General features: G+C 37.4%; 10 protein-coding genes. All 10 read left to right on the forward strand.

What is annotated here, in order from left to right; all coding sequences use genetic code 11:
- Positions 1-22 precede the first annotated feature (22 nt).
- The 10 genes from CLO1100_RS02350 (at position 23) to CLO1100_RS02395 (ending at position 18,191) form a co-directional block, all read left to right on the forward strand.
- On the forward strand, positions 23-985 hold the full coding sequence (locus CLO1100_RS02350; RefSeq protein ID WP_014312147.1) for a hypothetical protein: 963 nt from the start codon (positions 23-25) through the stop codon (positions 983-985).
- 17 nt (positions 986-1,002) lie between these two features.
- Positions 1,003-2,913, forward strand: coding sequence for a polyketide synthase (locus CLO1100_RS02355; RefSeq protein WP_014312148.1), 1,911 nt, complete (start codon positions 1,003-1,005; stop codon positions 2,911-2,913).
- Between the two features lie 201 nt (positions 2,914-3,114).
- Complete coding sequence (locus CLO1100_RS02360) at positions 3,115-3,447, forward strand: PadR family transcriptional regulator (RefSeq protein WP_014312149.1); 333 nt, start codon at positions 3,115-3,117, stop codon at positions 3,445-3,447.
- Positions 3,437-4,405, forward strand: coding sequence for a hypothetical protein (locus CLO1100_RS02365; protein ID WP_014312150.1), 969 nt, complete (start codon positions 3,437-3,439; stop codon positions 4,403-4,405). Before CLO1100_RS02360 ends, CLO1100_RS02365 begins: the two co-directional genes overlap by 11 nt.
- 20 nt (positions 4,406-4,425) lie before the next feature.
- Positions 4,426-5,355 (forward strand): ABC transporter ATP-binding protein, encoded by a 930-nt coding sequence (locus tag CLO1100_RS02370; protein ID WP_014312151.1) that lies wholly within the window; start codon positions 4,426-4,428, stop codon positions 5,353-5,355.
- A 17-nt stretch (positions 5,356-5,372) separates the two neighbouring features.
- Complete coding sequence (locus CLO1100_RS02375; RefSeq protein WP_014312152.1) at positions 5,373-6,500, forward strand: ABC transporter permease; 1,128 nt, start codon at positions 5,373-5,375, stop codon at positions 6,498-6,500.
- Positions 6,497-7,615 carry an ABC transporter permease gene (locus CLO1100_RS02380; protein WP_014312153.1) on the forward strand — a complete coding sequence of 373 codons (1,119 nt, stop codon included), beginning with the start codon at positions 6,497-6,499 and terminating at the stop codon, positions 7,613-7,615. Before CLO1100_RS02375 ends, CLO1100_RS02380 begins: the two co-directional genes overlap by 4 nt.
- A gap of 56 nt (positions 7,616-7,671) precedes the next feature.
- Positions 7,672-10,245, forward strand: a complete 2,574-nt coding sequence (locus tag CLO1100_RS02385) for a radical SAM protein (RefSeq protein ID WP_014312154.1) — start codon at positions 7,672-7,674, stop codon at positions 10,243-10,245.
- 129 nt (positions 10,246-10,374) lie between these two features.
- Complete coding sequence (locus CLO1100_RS02390; RefSeq protein ID WP_014312155.1) at positions 10,375-17,457, forward strand: non-ribosomal peptide synthetase; 7,083 nt, start codon at positions 10,375-10,377, stop codon at positions 17,455-17,457.
- 29 nt (positions 17,458-17,486) lie between these two features.
- On the forward strand, positions 17,487-18,191 hold the full coding sequence (locus CLO1100_RS02395) for a thioesterase domain-containing protein (protein ID WP_014312156.1): 705 nt from the start codon (positions 17,487-17,489) through the stop codon (positions 18,189-18,191).
- Positions 18,192-18,234 lie beyond the last annotated feature (43 nt).

An 18,234-nucleotide genomic window follows, 5' to 3' on the forward strand; every position in this document is an offset into this window, starting at 1 on the left:
ATGAGATCAGGAAGGAAAACCTATGGAAAAACTAGGAATTATTTTCCCGGGAACGGCATCTTTTTACACCGGCATGGGAAAAGAATTGTATATAAATTACCCCATGGCAATGGAAACATACAGGGAAATAGAGTCACTTACCGGATATAATTTGACCGACAGGCTCTTTGACAGTTACTGCTGTGAAGAGTTTACCACAGAGGAAAAGAAACTATCTGTTTTAGCGGCTGAGATCATAGGTTTCAAGTTATGGCAGGAGAAATATAGAATTAACCCCGAATGTTTTGTTGTAGAGGGTTTGGGGATTGTTCCGGCACTGGTATGTGCCGGAGCAATCACTATAAATGAGGCTGTATGTATTATTCAGGATATATGTAATGTGGAAAAAACCATATTCAAGATTCCGGAATATCCAATACTTTCAGAAGCCAACGGGTATAAGGAGTTTGGAAAGGAAGATATTCCATTCTTCGTTAAAAAGATTTTAGATGTTGAAAGTTTGAATATTAAAGAGTGTACGATAGCCTTAATAAATCGACAAATAGACTGTTTATTGGAAATAGGACCTGATAACCGTTTGTTCAAGGAATTCAGTGCTATGCCCCAGAAGTTCATTTGCGGTTACTTTGATACAATGAAGGATAGAAATTACATCATTGAGAATATCAGCTTTAAAAAGTTTTTCAATCTGAAGTATTTTATTATGAGACTTCTTGGAATTGCTGCGTCAACACGGAATTTCAGTACTGACTATTCAAACTATGAATCGGAAGTAGTAAGAAATTACGGAAAGCTAAAGGAATTATGTGACGGGCTTGAGAAAAGCGGAGCTGAAGTATCCGGGAATCACGTCTGTGAAGCTGTAAAGTTGTTAGAAAGTATTCTAATGTATAAGCAGGTACCATCGGAAGAAATGGCTGAACGTTACAGTATGCTTACTGAAGAAACGCTGATTCGTATTAATGATTATATTGATATGGATTAATAAATCAGGAGAATATCATGATTGACGAGAAGAAATTAAGCAAGTACATATTAAATGAATTGAAGAACGGAAATATAACAAAGGGAACGGCTATAGAACTGGTAAAGCAGATAAACTATACTGATCCTCAGGACAATGAAGTAGCTGTAGTTGGTATTGGCTGTAGATTCCGGGAGGCTGATGATTACCAGTCCTTCTGGGATTTACTGATAAATAAGAGGACTGCGGTGGACAGATGTGCCAAAAAAAGGGTATATGCTATGGAAAAGATCCTGCCTGAAGGGATTTTGGATAATACTACAACCCATAGCAAGGGATCCTATATCAATAACCTGTTTGATTTTGATTATCACCTGTTTGATCTTACCTTTGAAAATGCCACGATAATGGCACCCAGTCAAAGGATTATGCTGGAGGCTGCATATAGAACTCTTGAAGATGCAGGCTATCTGGGTGAAAGATCAAAGGAAAATATGACAGGAGTTTATATTGGCAATAATTTCACATCGGAATTATTGATTTCACATGCTTCCATAGTTGCACAGGTGGGGGTAGGGGGATTTGAGTCCATTATGTATAATTGGTCCAGCGGTTTGGCTACAAGGATATCAAAGCATTTCGACCTGAAAGGCCCTTCCTATGTTGTTGATTTAAGTTGTGCTTCCTCGACAGTTGCCATATTTAATGCGTATAAGGCAATATTGGACAAGCAATGTGACTCGGCAATTGCAGGTGGGATAAATATAATTCTGAAACCCAATATCCGTATAACGGGAACCGATGATAAGATTTTCGAACACGGAAATGATGTTATCCAAAGAGATTATGATGATAATCCGGGTGGTGTGTACCATGGTGAAGCGGCAGCGGCACTTTTTTTAAAACCTTTAAAAAAGGCACTACAGGACGGAGACAGGATCCATGCTGTATTTAAAGGTGGAAGCTTCAACAACAACGGAACAGATTGTGATTTTAACGGCAGTAGCGTTGCTGCCATAAAAGATGTTTTACTCAGTGCGGTTAAAAAGACAGGTATCAATATTGAAGATGTTGGCTGCCTTGATGGGGAAGGCTCCTCTGACAGACATGAGGAAATGATCCAGACCACCGGGTTGAGTGAGGGGATGAAAATGCTTACCCATAAGAGGCAATATTGTGCCATAGGAAGTGTACCACCCAATATGGGATATATACAGGCTGCAATGGGGGCTTTCTGTGCAATTAAGGGTATTTTGTCCCTGAAACATAATAAAATTCCGCCTGTATACCACTTTATAAAGCCAACTTCCTTGCTTAATTTTGCAGCTACTCCCTTTTATGTAAATGATTTTGCCGTCCAATGGGAAAAACAGCCTGATACTAAACGATGTACAGGTATTTATTCATTCGGATACGGTGGCAATAATCTTGTGACCTTTATCCAAGAAGCACCGGAACCTGAAATATTAGAAGAATCAGGTGAAGACGAATTATTTATTTTAACGGCTAAATCAGTCTACTCCTTCAATAAAAATATTGATTCATATATTAAGTTTTTAAAAAGTGAAGAAAAGAGTCGTATTATTGATATTTGTTACACTGCGAGTGTAGGTAGAGCTATTTATCCAAATTTCAGGTTGGCTATTATTGCAAATAGTTGTGAAGATTTATATTTAAAACTTAAGGCCTTCAAAGATGGAAAGATTCTTGAAAAAGTTTATTACCAGTGTAATGAACAAGCTGATTCAAAGTCAACGAGACCGGATATCAGATTTGAATCTTTACTGCAAGATAGAGATTTGGATAATGTCGCTAAGGAATTTTGTAAGGGAAGTAATATGAGTTTCAGTAAAATGTATGAAACAAAAGAAGTTAGGATATGTACATTGCCAAATTACACTTTTGATAGAAAAAGATGCTGCATATTTGACCAATATAAGAAAAAATAAAAACTAAGAAGTTTCAGTTAAGTCTTAATTTGAGAAAGTACCCTTATAATAGTTTTGTTGACATATATTTCATATAATAATATAATATGTTATATATTACTGTGTCACACACAATAGTATATAGTACAAAATGTTTTGTTATTAGAATGAAATATCTTTAAGCACCTAAAGGGTGTTAATTAAAGGGAAAGAGGGGGTAATTTGGACGCGAAACTTATTAGTGAAATGAATAGGGGCTATTTGCAGCTGATAGTTTTGGAATGCCTTTGTGAACCCATTCACGGATATGGGCTCATCAAAAAGTTAAGAGACATTGGATATGATTCGGTAGAAGCAAATACTTTGTATCCATTGCTGTGCCGGTTTGAGAAAAACGGGTGGGCAAGCAGCGAATGGACACTTAACGATGGGCAGCCGCAGAAAAAGTACACTATTACTGCTGAAGGTATAAGTGTACGAACTCAGTTAAATGAAATATGGAAAAAGCAATGTAATATCATGATGAAAGTAAAGGGGAGAATGTATGACGAATAATTTGAAGACATATTTGAATGAAATCAGTCAATATCTTTACACAAATAATTCAAAGGACAAAGAAGATATTCTGAAAGAGATTGAGGCGTATATTCTTGAAGAAACTAAAAATACCTACCAGAAAGTAACAGAAGAAGGAATCCTAAAAGTTACTAAAGATTTCGGATCTCCTAGAGAGGTAGCAAAAAGGTATATGCATGAGCTCCAAGAGAACACAATCCCCAGAAAAAGATTTTTTATGATGCTTCTGAGTATAGTATTTGCCATTCACTCAAGCATTTATATGTTCTTAATGATTAATAATATTGATAGTTTGGCTTTTGACAATTCATATTCTGACAATGTGCAGCTCCTTTTACAAATTTTAAGTGTATTTGTTGTTTTATTTATGGACGCTGTTTTATTGCTACCTATTACAGCGTATTTATTTAAAAAGAAGCGTGATTTTAAATTTTTTAAATTTATTAGTGACAATGATGAAAATACCAGCTTATCGGATATTAGTTTTTTCCGCCCTAAACAAAGAAAAGACAATGTTATTCTGATGTTTGTAAGCATAGTTGTTTTTGCTGTGGAGTTATTGGTTTATGCAAAATACAATACCCTGTTCGTTATTTCCTCTTTAAAGGACCATAACGCAATTCTTGCGGACAGTATAATATGCAAGGCCGTTTCTATAGCAATCATAGTTGTAACGGCAATTCATTTCGTTAACTACCTGTTGAAAGCATTATCAGGCAAAATCTCCGGAGAACTTTTATTGACAAATATAAGATTAGTTTTGTTATGGGCTGCTATAAACGTCATAACGTTTTACCGGAATGAAGTCCCTGAATTTCAGGATGCTTTGAAAAGTATGAATTATCTTAATATAGTTATGGTAATAGTGGTTATTTTGTTTTTGTACAGCTGCATTCGGAACTGTGTCATATCAAATATAAAATATAAGTTAAAATAAAAAGTTTGGAGGGGTATATAGTGGTTTTAAAAGTTGAAAGCATGGTTAAGAGTTTTAATAAATTAGTTGCAGTAAATGGTGTAAGCTTAAAGGTTAAAGAAGGCGATATCTTAGGATTGCTTGGTCCGAATGGTGCAGGTAAGTCAACATTTATCAATGCGATTCTGGGGCTTACAAAAGTAGATGAAGGAACCATTGAGATTTTTGGGAATAAAATTTCCAGGGCTGCAAAAAAGAAAATTGGCTTTGTGCCTCAGGAAATTGCTATATGTTACGAGCTAAATGCATATGACAATGTTGCCTTCTTTGGAAAACTATTTGGATTAAGAGGAGCTGCGTTGAAGGAAGCAGTTAAAAAATCAATGGAGTTCACTGGCCTTTGGGACAGAAGAAAGGAAAATCCCAAAAAATACTCAGGGGGAATGCAAAGACGTCTAAATATTGCATGTGCAATTGTCCATGAACCTGAACTTTTGATAATGGATGAACCGACAGTAGGTGTTGACCCACAATCAAGAAATAATATCCTGGAAACAATAAAAAAACTCAATGAGAACGGGACAACAGTTATTTATACTTCCCACTACATGGAAGAAATCGAGGAAATATGTACGAAAGTAGCAATTATTGATTTAGGAAAGCTTATTGCCGAAGGAACAAGCGAGAGTATTAAAAATAGTATTCTGACTGAGAGATTGACAAAATTTGAAGTTGAGGATGATAACGGCAAATGTGAGAGCATTATAAAAGACATTGAAGGTGTAATAAGCTGCAGTGTCAATGAGAATGGCAATACTCTTCTGGTAAAGTCAAAGAAAAACATCGATAATCTTCCTATTATGATTGAAAGACTTGTAAAAGGCGGAGTAAAAATAATATCTGTAAATATTGAGCAACCAACGCTGGAGGCTGCTTTTCTGTCTTTAACAGGTAAAACACTAAGAGATTAAGTGATTGGGGGATAGCAATGAATACATTATATATTGCTTATTATACAATAAAAAGAATCATGTTGGATAAAAGGACCAATATAATGAAAATATTGATTCCGATTGTCGCCATAGTAATATTGGGTGTGGCATTAAAAGGCTCTTTTGAGCTATCCAACATGGATATTATAAAAGTAGGGTACCTGAATCTTGATAATGGAAAACAGGGAGAGACCCTTGTAAAAATCTTAAAAGAGGATAAATCCATTAAAGAATTAATAAGTCTTGTTCAGGTTGATTCTGTTGATAAAGCTGAAAAAATGATTTCTGATGATAAAATATCATCGCTTATATTTATTGATAAAAATTATACGAAGCAAATAGAAAGCGGTGAGAAATCAAGTGTTACAATATACTCCAGCAAATATTCAGACTACAAACTGACAGTAGTACAGAACATTATGGATTCGTATGTCAATATTGTTAACACAAATATAGCGGTTGCCATGGTAACAGGTAAACCTGCAGAATACAGTTCTTCTTCCAGTATTAAGGAAATACCTATTTCAATCAACGGTAACAGGCCAAAAGCTATTGACTATTACGCAGTTACGATACTCGTGCTGTCGCTACTATCGGGTGCGGCATTTGGATGTGAGCTGGTGGGAGAAGATTACATAGGAATAATGGGAAAGAGGATTAAAAGCACTCCGGTTAGTCCAGTTCAACAATATGCAGGAAAGATGATAGGGGCATGCCTTTCAAACTTTGTGCAGGGTCTTGTCATGGTCTTATTTACAAAGTTTGTTCTTAAGGCCAATTGGGGAAGCAATATATTCATAATATTAGCTTTCACGTTACTGGTGGCAGTATTTGCTACAGCGATAGGTGCTATGTTATGCATAATGTTCAATGATGTAAACCGTGCAGGGGCTTTATCAAGTCTACTTGTTCCGATATTTACATTCATTGCAGGAGGGTATATAAAAATTGATTTTGGACCTATTAAATACCTTTCACCAAACCAATGGGCACATACAGCATTTTTTAATACCATTTACAATGGGGATCAGCATCTGGTAGTAACCAATGTTCTTGCGTTACTTATAGCTACCGTTGTTATTTCGACTGTTTCTATTATATTGGCAAGGAGGAGAACAAATTGACAGTATTATTAAGTAATATAAGACGTATTTTCAAAAAGAAATTGAACTTTCTTTTTATGTTGGTTATACCGGTTATTTTGACTGTTGTAGTTGTGGTTGGCTCAACAGGTAATGCGGTATACAAAGTGACTTTGGTGGATAATGACAATACAAAACTGACCCAGATGTTTTCAGATTTCCTGAAGGATAAAAGTGAAAATATTAAGCTGGTGGAATTCAAAGAAGATGAAATCAAAAATGCAGTGATAAATTCCAAAATTGATTGTGGAATTATAATAAATAAAGATTTTACGAAAAATGTTCTAAGCGGAAAAGATGATAATGTAGATTTTTATATGCTTGAAGGAACTAACGCAAATGAACCTATAAAGCTGTCAATAAGCAGTTTCTTCAGTTCGGCTAAAACAATAAGCAAATCAGCAAATCAAGATGAAAACCTATTCTATCAATCTATGGATAAATATCTCCATGGGTCATTGAAACTAGACAACAAGAAATTTGACGGGGAAGCAGAAAACAGTGAGAGAAAGACATTATCAATAGGATTCTTTTCAATGGGTCTGATGCTGCTTATGATGTCAGCTACAACATTGATAATGAAGGATAAGGAATATAAAACCTTTACAAGAATTATGACAACTCCAGTTTCACTTAGAAGTTATTTTCTCCAGAATATCATCAGCTTTACACTTGTAGCTTTTATCCAAATAGTAGTCGTCCTGTACATATTATGGAAAGGGTATCATATTGATTTTGGAGGAGTATTCCCGCAGTTAGTGCTATTATCCATGTTGTTCGCACTTACGTGCGTTTCAATAGGAATAATAATCTCAAGGTATGCAAAAAAGTCATCACATGTAAATGCAACAGTTGCTTTACTAACTATGCCTATGCTGATGCTGGGAGGCTGTTTATGGCCGTTTGATTTCATGCCCGAATCATTGCAGAGGATAGGACAGTTATTACCGACCAGGTGGTATATGCTGGCTGCGACAAAAATATTTGAAGGTAAGAGCATTGCGGACTGTGCTCTCCAGATAGGATTAATGCTTGCCTTTGCCTTTGTAATGTTTGTATTGACCTTCTTCCGCAAGGTTGACATGGCTAAGTCCTAAATTAACAGATTTAATAAAAAGGGCCCGAAAGTATTGTATTAGTAGAGGAGCGTTATATGAAAAAGGTAATGTTTATAAATCTATATGATTTTTCAAGCTTGAAACGTATACAGACTCCATTGGGATTATTGTCTTTATACTTTATTTTAAAGAACAAAACAGATTACGATGTAGAGATATGTGATTTTAATGATGTGTACTATGAAGGTATTCTGAAGGATGATAGTTTCCAGAAGAATATTGATTGTATGGTTGATTATATTATCGGAAAGAAGCCCGATATAATAAGTGTTTACACAATGTGTAACAACTATCACATAGCTCTGTTTTTGTGCAAGGCAATCAGAACAAAGAATCCCAATATTATAACACTACTTGCGGGCCCTCATGCAACTATGGTTGCTGAAGAAACACTAAGCGGATTTGATTCTATTGATTATATTGGTTTGGGTGAAGGTGAGGAAACAATTGTCCCTATACTAAATGGTATTTTCAATAATAATGTTGAGGGAATTGTCGGTTTGGCGTATAGAGATGGTGAAGGCAAAATCATAGCCAATTGGAACAGTACTGATATTGCAGATATTGAAAACCTGGAAGTAATTGATTTTACTAAGGTAGGGGTTGAGGCTGATAAAATCAGGGAAATTGGGTCTGTTGATATTGAAGGCGGAAGAGGATGTCCTTTCAGATGTGCTTTTTGCTCAACGCAAAAATTCTGGGGAAACCATTTCAGGGTCAAAAGTATCCCAAAGATTATTTCTGAAGTAGAGTTTTATATGGAGAAACTTCAGATCAAGGATTTCAATTTCCAACATGACTTATTTACTTTTAATAAGAAATACATTCTTGAGTTTTGTGATGAAATAATTAAAAGAAAAATGAATATAACATGGAAGTGCAGTGCAAGAATTGACACGGTAGACCGTGAAATGCTCCTTAAAATGTCTGAATCCGGATGTGTAGGAATATTTTTTGGAGTTGAGACCGGGTCAAAAACAGTTCAAAGGGCTGTAAACAAAAACTTAAAGCTTGAAAAGGTGGATCAGGTTCTAAAAGGGTTGATAGAAAGTAATATAACAGCGGTGTTTTCCTTTATTTATGGATTCCCAACTGAGCTGGGAGAAGACCTGAATGATACTCTTACCATGATACACCGGATTAAGAAAAGTAATATTACACGAAATTTTAAAGGAACATTTTTGATTGAATTGTGGCCGCTGGCATTCCTACCGGGTACAAGCATGGGGCAAAACTATTATGATGATCTAAAGTTCAACGAATTCCGTGGAATGGATTTTAATAATAGTGACTATACCAGATGCCCTGAAGTTAATGATCTTGTAAAAGAGAACAAAAAAATATTCCTTAATTTTTATAGCATTGAAAAAAACAGTACAGTGGAGTTCAAATTTTTAAATGTTTTTATAATGTATCTGTTTAATTTCTGCTATTCATTTATTTATGAAGCAATGGATTTAATTATAGAACATTATAATAATAATATTCTGGAAATGTATCTGGATTTCTTTAAATACAACAGGGATGAAGTAATAAGCTTTTTTCAAAATAAAACTATCGGAGGAATACTCCCCAAATATGATGAGTTGGGTGATTTCTTCAGCATATTGGATAGTTTTATAGGGAAGAGCCCAGTATGTAAAAATGCTAGTGAGAAATACCCTGATACTATGAAAACGATTAAATCATACGCTTCAATGTTTCAAGGCAAATCAAACAAAAATAGTCAGAGTTCTGGCAATGTACAAGCCTCCATGTATAAAGTATTGGAGAGAAGATATCCTAAATTACTCTTGCCGGTGGAAAAGGGCATGTCCGCCACCGAAGTATACCGAGATGTTGTGAGCAGGGGAAAAGTATATAGAAATAGCGAGAATCTGTTTATAACCTCGGATAAAGATTTTATGATGCATTTGGATACAAGGTCTGAACAAATAGAGCTTATATATATGCATAACCGCGCTGACTATAAAAGATTTATTCAAGTAATGGCATATCGTTGTGAACCTGTACAAATACCTGACAAATCAAATGTTTTTGTCCTTAATGAAGTTACAAACTGGGAGAAGATAAGAGAGTATAAAAAGGAATATGTCCGGCTGGGGGGAAATGAGTGGGAAAAAGAGCTGGAGACTTTCATGAGCAACCGTAAAAATTATACGGAAACAGTTATTGTATGTGGTCAAAAGTCAGGTGAGGCTCCCGGTTATCCGGAACATAGTCCGGATTCAATGGAAAATATCCAATTCAATGCAAAAATCAGACTGTTTCAGCAACTTTCATCTTACCTATCTTCAAAAAACAATTTGAAAACCAGTGATAAATTGACTAATAGACTTTTAAATGACTGTGTTGCACTGATTTTAACTACAGGTCGGTATGATAAGGATGTAGCTACGGCAATGGTAAATATAAAGAATGGAGAATGCTTTGATACAGCCAAGCTCCAGAAATATATTACCGAGAGTGAAACTATAGAAGGGCTAGTTTGCAAAGCTTTCAAGCTGACTTCCCAGTTGGAAGACATAGCCGGCAGCTACAGCGGAGATTTGGATGATGCAGAAAGCTTAATGGAACACATTTATTTGAATGTGATCAGAACATTATAGGCGAATTCCGTTTGCCATTTTAGAAATGAAATATTGGGAACAATTGGTGTGGTTCTATTATTTAGATAGTAACAAATGCAGGAGATTTATAAAATAGATTAATTGTACAAAAGGAGTTTGGAAGAAATAATGGAAGAAAACAAACGTTATGAAGACAAGATTCCTATGGTCAATTATTGCAGTAAAGATATATTTGCAGAAAATAATTTACCTTGTGATGATATCATGATTCCCAAATTTGAAGATAAGAAGACAGTGGATATTACAGCCCAAGGAGAATATTGGAAGACAATGTTTTCAGATGAGGTTCCTGTTCTAAATATGCCGCTGGATTATAGGAGACCATCGATACAGAGCTTCAGAGGCAGGGCTGTAGCAGCTGGTATACAAGGGAAACTGGCTGCGGATATTGAGAAAATCCAACGTAAGACAGAGACAACAGATTACATGATATTTATGAGTGCACTTATGATCCTACTGTCAAAATATACCGGGCAGCAGGATATAGTCATAGGCAGCCCTATGTCGGGGAGAACCCACAAAGACACTCAAAATATCCCCGGCATGTTTGTAAATACACTGGCATTCCGAGGAAAGCCGGAAAAAACAAAAAGGTATTCCGAGTTCCTGAGTGAGGTAAAAGAAATATGCCTGAATGCATATGAAAACCAGGACTACCCATTTGAAAAGCTCATTGAGTTGGTGAGTGCAAACAGGGAATCCTCTAGAAATCCCTTGTTTGACATAATGTTTGTTTTGCAAAATTATGATCATGGTACCGCAAGCTTTGACACAATGGAAATGCAGGAGCTTGACAAGTGTGAATGGCACAGGGCGGCAAGGTTTGATTTAGCAGTAATTGTTACCAAACAACGGGACGGATACAAGATCGTTTTGGAGTATTGTGAGGACTTATATGCAGAAGAAACGGCGGAGCTTCTGAAAAACCACTATATCAACCTTGTAAAGGAAATAGCCTCAAATTGTGAACAGCTCATCGGTAAAATTGATGTTCTGGATGAGAATGAAAAGAAGAGTATTCTATATGACTTTAATAAAACAGAGCTGGATTTTCCAAAGGACAAGGTCATGGCAGAGCTGTTTGAGGAGATGGTGGAAAGCTCCCCGGACAATCTGGCAGTAATATTCGGAGAAGAAAAGGTTACATATGGAGAATTAAACAGAAGGGCAAATTGTCTTGCAGACAGGCTCCGTCATATGGGCATAGGGAAAAATGATTTCGTGGCGATTATGACGGAACGCAGTGTAGAGATGATTGCGGGCATTCTGGGGATTATAAAATCCGGAGCGGCATACGTACCTGTTGATCCCGGTTATCCTAAGGACAGAATCGAGTACATGATATCGGACAGCAGTCCAAAGGCAATACTTGTGTACAACACAAATATTGAAACAGAGCTTCCCGTAATAGACTTAAAGGATAACACCATCTGGGAGGGTGACAGGCAAAACCTGGAGATTTTAAGTAGACCGGAAGATGTAGCATATGTTATATATACCTCCGGAACAACAGGCAGACCTAAAGGGGTCATGGTGGAGAACCATGGCATAGCAAATTTAAAGAGCTACTTTGAGTCAAGCTTCAAAATCACTCCCAAAGACAACGTTTTGCAGTTCGCAAACATATCCTTTGACGCATCCGTTTGGGAAATGTCCATGGGGCTGCTGACGGGAGCGACGCTGATAGTTGTTCCGTCAGAATGTATTATGGACACGCTGTTGTTTGAAAAATACTGCAGCGACAATAATGTAACGGTGGCAACTCTGCCACCTCAGTACTATCTGACCTTGAATAATTTTGCTCCAAGACTGCTGATAACAGCAGGTTCTGAGTCGAGTAAGAAGATTATAGAAAAAGTAGGTACCGATATAAGATACATAAATGCATATGGCCCAACAGAAACTACGGTTTGTGCCACACATTGGGAGTATGTGAAATCGGAAGCTGTAAGGGACAGCATTCCGATTGGCAAACCGATACCAAATACAAAGGTTTACATATTAAACGGTACGGAATTATGTGGCATCGGAATGCCCGGAGAATTGTGTATTGCAGGTGCTGGAATCACAAGAGGGTACTTGAACCGTCTTGAGCTGACTCATGAGAGATTTATAGACAATCCTTATGGTGAGGGTAAAATCTACCGTTCAGGGGATTTGGCAAGATGGCTGCCCGATGGAAATATCGAGTATCTCGGCAGAATAGATGAGCAGGTGAAGATAAGAGGATACCGTATTGAATTGGGAGAGATAGAAAATGTAATCAGAAAGATTGATTACATTACGGATGCTGCTGTTATCGCTCGGGAAGATTCAAAAGGAGAAAAAGCAATATTCGCATACATGGTTTCAACTGGAGAAATAGATTCAGAAGAAATTAGGAATATTATTGCTAAAAGCCTGCCAGACTATATGATTCCGGCATATTTAATGCAGCTTGATAACATACCCCTTAATAGAAACGGGAAGGTTGACAAAAAAGCATTACTGGCTATTAAAGCCAGTATTGACGGCTATAAAGCACCAAGGAATAAACTGGAACATGTAATATGCGAGGCGTTCTGTGAGGTTTTAAAACTGGATAAGGTAGGCATATTTGATTCCTTCTTTGAATTAGGAGGACATTCTTTAAGAGCAACAATGCTTGTAAACCTCATTGAAGAAAAAGCAGGAGTCCGTTTGTCACACAAGGATATTTTCTTGTACCGAACACCTGAAAAGATAGCTAATGCAGTAAATCAATCTGCGACAAACGAATATAATCCTATTTCTGCTGTTGCTGTGAAGGAATACTATACCATGTCTCCAGCCCAGCAAAGGCTGTATATGGTTGCTCAGATAGACGAGACAGGCATTGCATATAATTTACCTTGCGTGTATGAAATCAAGGGCAGGCTTGAACGTGAAAGATTTGAAAATGCAGTAAAGAAGCTTGTAGCACGTCATGAAATTCTCAGGACAAGCTTTACAATGGTAAACGGAGAACCAGTACAGACTGTTTCAAAAGATGTCTATATATCTTTAGAATTTGTAGATGCGGAAAAAGAAGAAATTGATGAAATACTAAAAGGCTTTGTAAAGCCCTTTGATTTAGGCCGTGCTCCGCTTATGAGAGCCACGGTAATAAATACTGGTGAAGGTTCAAGTCTCCTTTTATTGGACATGCACCATATCATTGCAGACGGGATAAGCATGAATATACTGTTGAGTGAGCTGTCAAGCCTGTATGGCAACGGTACCCTTCCTGAATTGAGGGTGCAGTTCAAGGACTACAGTGAATGGCTCAAGACAGTGGATATTACAGCCCAAGGAGAATATTGGAAAACAATGTTTTCAGATGAGGTTCCTGTTCTGAACATGCCGTTGGATTATAGGAGACCATCGGTACAGAGCTTCAGAGGCAGGGCTGTAGCAACCTGTATACAAGGGGAACTGGCTACTGATATTGAGAAAATCCAACGTAAAACAGAGACAACAGATTACATGATATTTATGAGTGCACTTATGATCCTACTGTCAAAATATACCGGACAGCAGGATATAGTCATAGGCAGCCCTATGTCGGGAAGAACCCACAAAGACACTCAAAATATCCCCGGCATGTTTGTAAATACACTGGCATTCCGAGGAAAGCCGGAAAAAACAAAAAGGTATTCCGAGTTCCTGAGTGAGGTAAAAGAAATATGCTTGAATGCATATGAAAACCAGGACTACCCATTTGAAAAGCTCATTGAGTTGGTGAGTGCAAACAGGGAATCCTCTAGAAATCCCTTGTTTGACATAATGTTTGTTTTGCAAAATTATGATCATGGTACCGCAAGCTTTGACACAATGGAAATGCAGGAGCTTGACAAGTGTGAATGGCACAGGGCGGCAAGGTTTGATTTAGCAGTAATTGTTACCAAACAACGGGACGGATACAAGATCGTTTTGGAGTATTGTGAGGACTTATATGCAGAAGAAACGGCGGAGCTTCTGAAAAACCACTATATCAACCTTGTGAAGGAAATAGCCTCAAATTGTGAACAGCTCATCGGCAGAATTGATGTTCTGGATGAGAATGAAAAGAAGAGTATTCTATATGACTTTAATAAAACAGAGCTGGATTTTCCAAAGGAAAAGGTCATGGCTGAGCTGTTTGAGGAGATGGTAGAAAGCTCCTCGGACAATCTGGCAGTAATATTCGGAGAAGAAAAGGTTACATATGGAGAATTAAACAGAAGGGCAAATTGTCTTGCAGGCAGGCTCCGTCATATGGGCATAGGGAAAAATGATTTCGTGGCGATTATGACAGAACGCAGTGTAGAGATGATTGCGGGCATTCTGGGGATTATAAAATCCGGAGCGGCATACGTACCTGTTGATCCCGGTTATCCTAAGGACAGAATCGAGTACATGATATCGGACAGCAGTCCAAAGGCAATACTTGTGTACAACACAAATATTGAAACAGAGCTTCCCGTAATAGACTTAAAGGATAACACCATCTGGGAGGGTGACAGGCAAAACCTGGAGATTTTAAGTAGACCGGAAGATGTAGCATATGTTATATATACCTCCGGAACAACAGGCAGACCTAAAGGGGTCATGGTGGAGAACCATGGCATAGCAAATTTAAAGAGCTACTTTGAGTCAAGCTTCAAAATCACTCCCAAAGACAACGTTTTGCAGTTCGCAAACATATCCTTTGACGCATCCGTTTGGGAAATGTCCATGGGGCTGCTGACGGGAGCGACGCTGATAGTTGTTCCGTCAGAATGTATTATGGACACGCTGTTGTTTGAAAAATACTGTAGCGACAATAATGTAACGGTGGCAACTCTGCCACCTCAGTACTATCTGACCTTGAATAATTTTGCTCCAAGACTGCTGATAACAGCAGGTTCTGAGTCGAGTAAGAAGATTATAGAAAAAGTAGGTACCGATATAAGGTACATAAATGCATATGGCCCCACAGAAACTACGGTTTGTGCGACACATTGGGAGTACAAAAAATGTGAAGCTGTAAGGGACAGCATTCCGATTGGAAAACCAATACCCAATACAAAGGTTTACATATTAAACGGTACGGAATTATGTGGCATCGGAATGCCCGGAGAATTGTGTATTGCAGGTGCCGGAATCGCAAGAGGGTACTTGAATCGTCTTGAGCTGACTCATGAGAGATTCATAGATAATCCTTATGGGGAGGGTAAAATCTACCGTTCAGGGGATTTGGCAAGATGGCTTCCCGATAGAAATATCGAGTATCTCGGCAGAATAGATGAGCAGGTGAAGATAAGAGGCTACCGTATTGAATTGGGAGAGATAGACAGCGTTCTTAAGAGTCTGGACAAAATAAAAGACGCTGTTACTATCATTCGGGAGCAAAATAATGAAAAATTACTTTGTTCTTATATTGTATCTGATCTGAAGCAAAATACAGACAGGATACGAGAGCAGATAAAAAATATCCTGCCGTCCTTTATAATGCAGGTGGAAAGCATAGCTCTTAACCGCAACGGAAAAGTAAATAAAGGATTGCTTCCTGAAATACAATCAGTGAGAGGGGAAGATTATACGCCTCCTCAAAATGAGGATGAAAAAGTTCTATGTCAGACCTTCGAAGAAATACTATCCCTTGAAAAAGTAAGTGTCAACGTTGACTTTTTTGAGCTCGGAGGGGATTCCATAAAGGCAATAAGAATTATATCCAAATTAAAGGATTTGGGATATAAAGTATCTGTGAAGGATATTATGCTGGGCAGGAGTATAAGGAATATATCAAAATATATTAAGAAAGATGCTGGTGTTATATTACAAGATGACACGGAACTTGCAGGCGAAGTTAAACTTACACCTATTCAAAAATCATTTTATCGATGGGAACTGTCAAATTTAAACCACCTGAATCAATCAGTTATGGTAAAGACACAACACTTTGACAGGGAGGCAATAAAGGCTGTGCTGGGTGAAATAGCCATTCACCATGATATGCTTAGGGCAGTTTTTTGCAATAGCAGACAATATGTACTAAGGGTGGAAGAGAGCAGCCTTTATGAACTTGAAGAATACGACGTTTCACATATCCCATATGAAAAGCTTCAGGTGTACATAAACGAGAAGTGTAATATAATACAAGGCTCTTTTAACTTGGAAAAAGGCCCCTTAATAAAAGCTGTTTTGTTCTCGAATAAAGAGGAAGAACATTTAATGCTTTGTATACACCATCTGGTAGTTGACGGGGTATCCTGGAGGATAATTCTTGAAGACCTGAACAATGGCTACAAACAATACATATCAGGACAGAAAATAAAGTTTCCTCCCAAATCAACTTCATACAAAAGTTGGTCTGAAAAATTGGAGCAGTATTCTCAAAGCCAAGAGATACTGTCTCAATTAGAATATTGGAATAACGTTAAAAATCAAGTTCAGGAGTTTTCTTTAGGTGAGAGATTTTTACCATCCGAAGGCATACAGGAGAGAGATCTGATAAAAGAAGAGCTGTGTATAGACCAGGAGTTCACGTATAAGCTCACCCGTTCTGCCTGGAAAAAATATAATACTGAGATAAACGACCTACTGCTGACGGCTCTAGGTGGTACACTTTATAAAGCAACTCATTCCGAGAGTATTGCAATTACATTGGAAAGCCATGGCAGACACGAAATTGATTCCTCCATGCAGATTGAACGGACGGTAGGATGGTTTACAAACATTTATCCGGTGGTACTTGTTATGTCAGGAGATTTGAAAAAAGATATTATTTCTGTAAAAGAAACTCTCAGAAAGGTTCCGGGTAACGGTATCGGGTTTGGTTTGCTTAAAGAAATGGAAGGGGTTAAAACGGAGGTTAGTTTTAATTATCTTGGGGAAATCAATGAGTCTGACAGTTTATCCGGTATGGAGATAAAGAGTTCTGAATTTACAACAGGGGAAGACAGAGGAAGGCACAATTATTTTGATAACTCATTACTAATTGACGGCCAAATAGTTAACGGAAAGCTAGTCTTTGAAATCTTGTATGATTGCAGTAAATACAGTAATGAGTTTATTGCCGGAATAAAAAAGGAATTCAAGGGAACGTTGGAGGAGATTATTTTGCATTGTACTGAAAACGATGAGGTTATAAAAACAGTATCTGACGTTGGCGCGGAAAGCCTGGAGGATTTTGAACTGGATGAGCTAAGTAAATTAATGGACTTATTATAATACATAAAAATATATCAGGAGTGATTGCTATGACAAAACTATTTTGTATTCCATATTCAGGGGCATCTGCCATGGTCTATTCCAAATGGACTAAACTTATAAATAAAGAAATCAAGGTAATCCCTTTGGAGCTTGCCGGAAGGGGAAGAAGATTCAACGACAAATTTTACAACGATATAGATGAAGCCGCAGAGGATTTATCTAATACTATAATAAACGAAGCAAAAGATGTTGATTATGCCCTCTTTGGACACAGTATGGGAGCTCGTGTAACATACGAAGTTTACTATAAGTTAATGGAAAAGGGTTTTAAGGAACCCGTTAAGATTTTCTTTTCAGGTTCAAAGGCACCACATCTTCCTCCGGATGAAATTAAAAGGTATCAGTTACCCGATGACCAGTTCAAGCAAGTGGTTTTACAATACGGTGGCAATAGCGAAGATGTATTCAAAAACAAGGAATTATGTGATTTGTTTATTCCGATTCTAAGAGCTGATTTCCGTATATACGAGGAATATAAATTTGTTCCCGGAAGAGAAAAAATCAAAACGGATGTGGTTGTTTATTATGGCAGGAGCGATAGCAGCATAACATATGATAATATGACTGCATGGCAGGAGGTTGCAGGCTCCGGCTTTAAGCTGGTGGCATTTGACGGGTCGCATTTTTATCTGAATGAGGATGTTAACGGAATAACTGCTTCAATCAATAAAGAGTTGGGCGGACAAAAATAAAACTATTGCTTAAGGTATGAATATAAAAACTGGGGAGTGTTTT

The sequence above is a fragment of the Clostridium sp. BNL1100 genome (assembly GCF_000244875.1).
In the GTDB taxonomy this organism is placed as follows: Bacteria; Bacillota; Clostridia; order Acetivibrionales; family DSM-1351; genus Ruminiclostridium.

Coding starts and splice junctions, on each gene's coding strand:
- CLO1100_RS02350 (WP_014312147.1), top strand. CDS start 23: ATGGAAAAACTAGGAATTATTTTCCCGGGAACGGCATCTTTTTACACC.
- CLO1100_RS02355 (WP_014312148.1), top strand. CDS start 1,003: ATGATTGACGAGAAGAAATTAAGCAAGTACATATTAAATGAATTGAAG.
- CLO1100_RS02365 (WP_014312150.1), top strand. CDS start 3,437: ATGACGAATAATTTGAAGACATATTTGAATGAAATCAGTCAATATCTT.
- CLO1100_RS02375 (WP_014312152.1), top strand. CDS start 5,373: ATGAATACATTATATATTGCTTATTATACAATAAAAAGAATCATGTTG.
- CLO1100_RS02385 (WP_014312154.1), top strand. CDS start 7,672: ATGAAAAAGGTAATGTTTATAAATCTATATGATTTTTCAAGCTTGAAA.
- CLO1100_RS02390 (WP_014312155.1), top strand. CDS start 10,375: ATGGAAGAAAACAAACGTTATGAAGACAAGATTCCTATGGTCAATTAT.
- CLO1100_RS02395 (WP_014312156.1), top strand. CDS start 17,487: ATGACAAAACTATTTTGTATTCCATATTCAGGGGCATCTGCCATGGTC.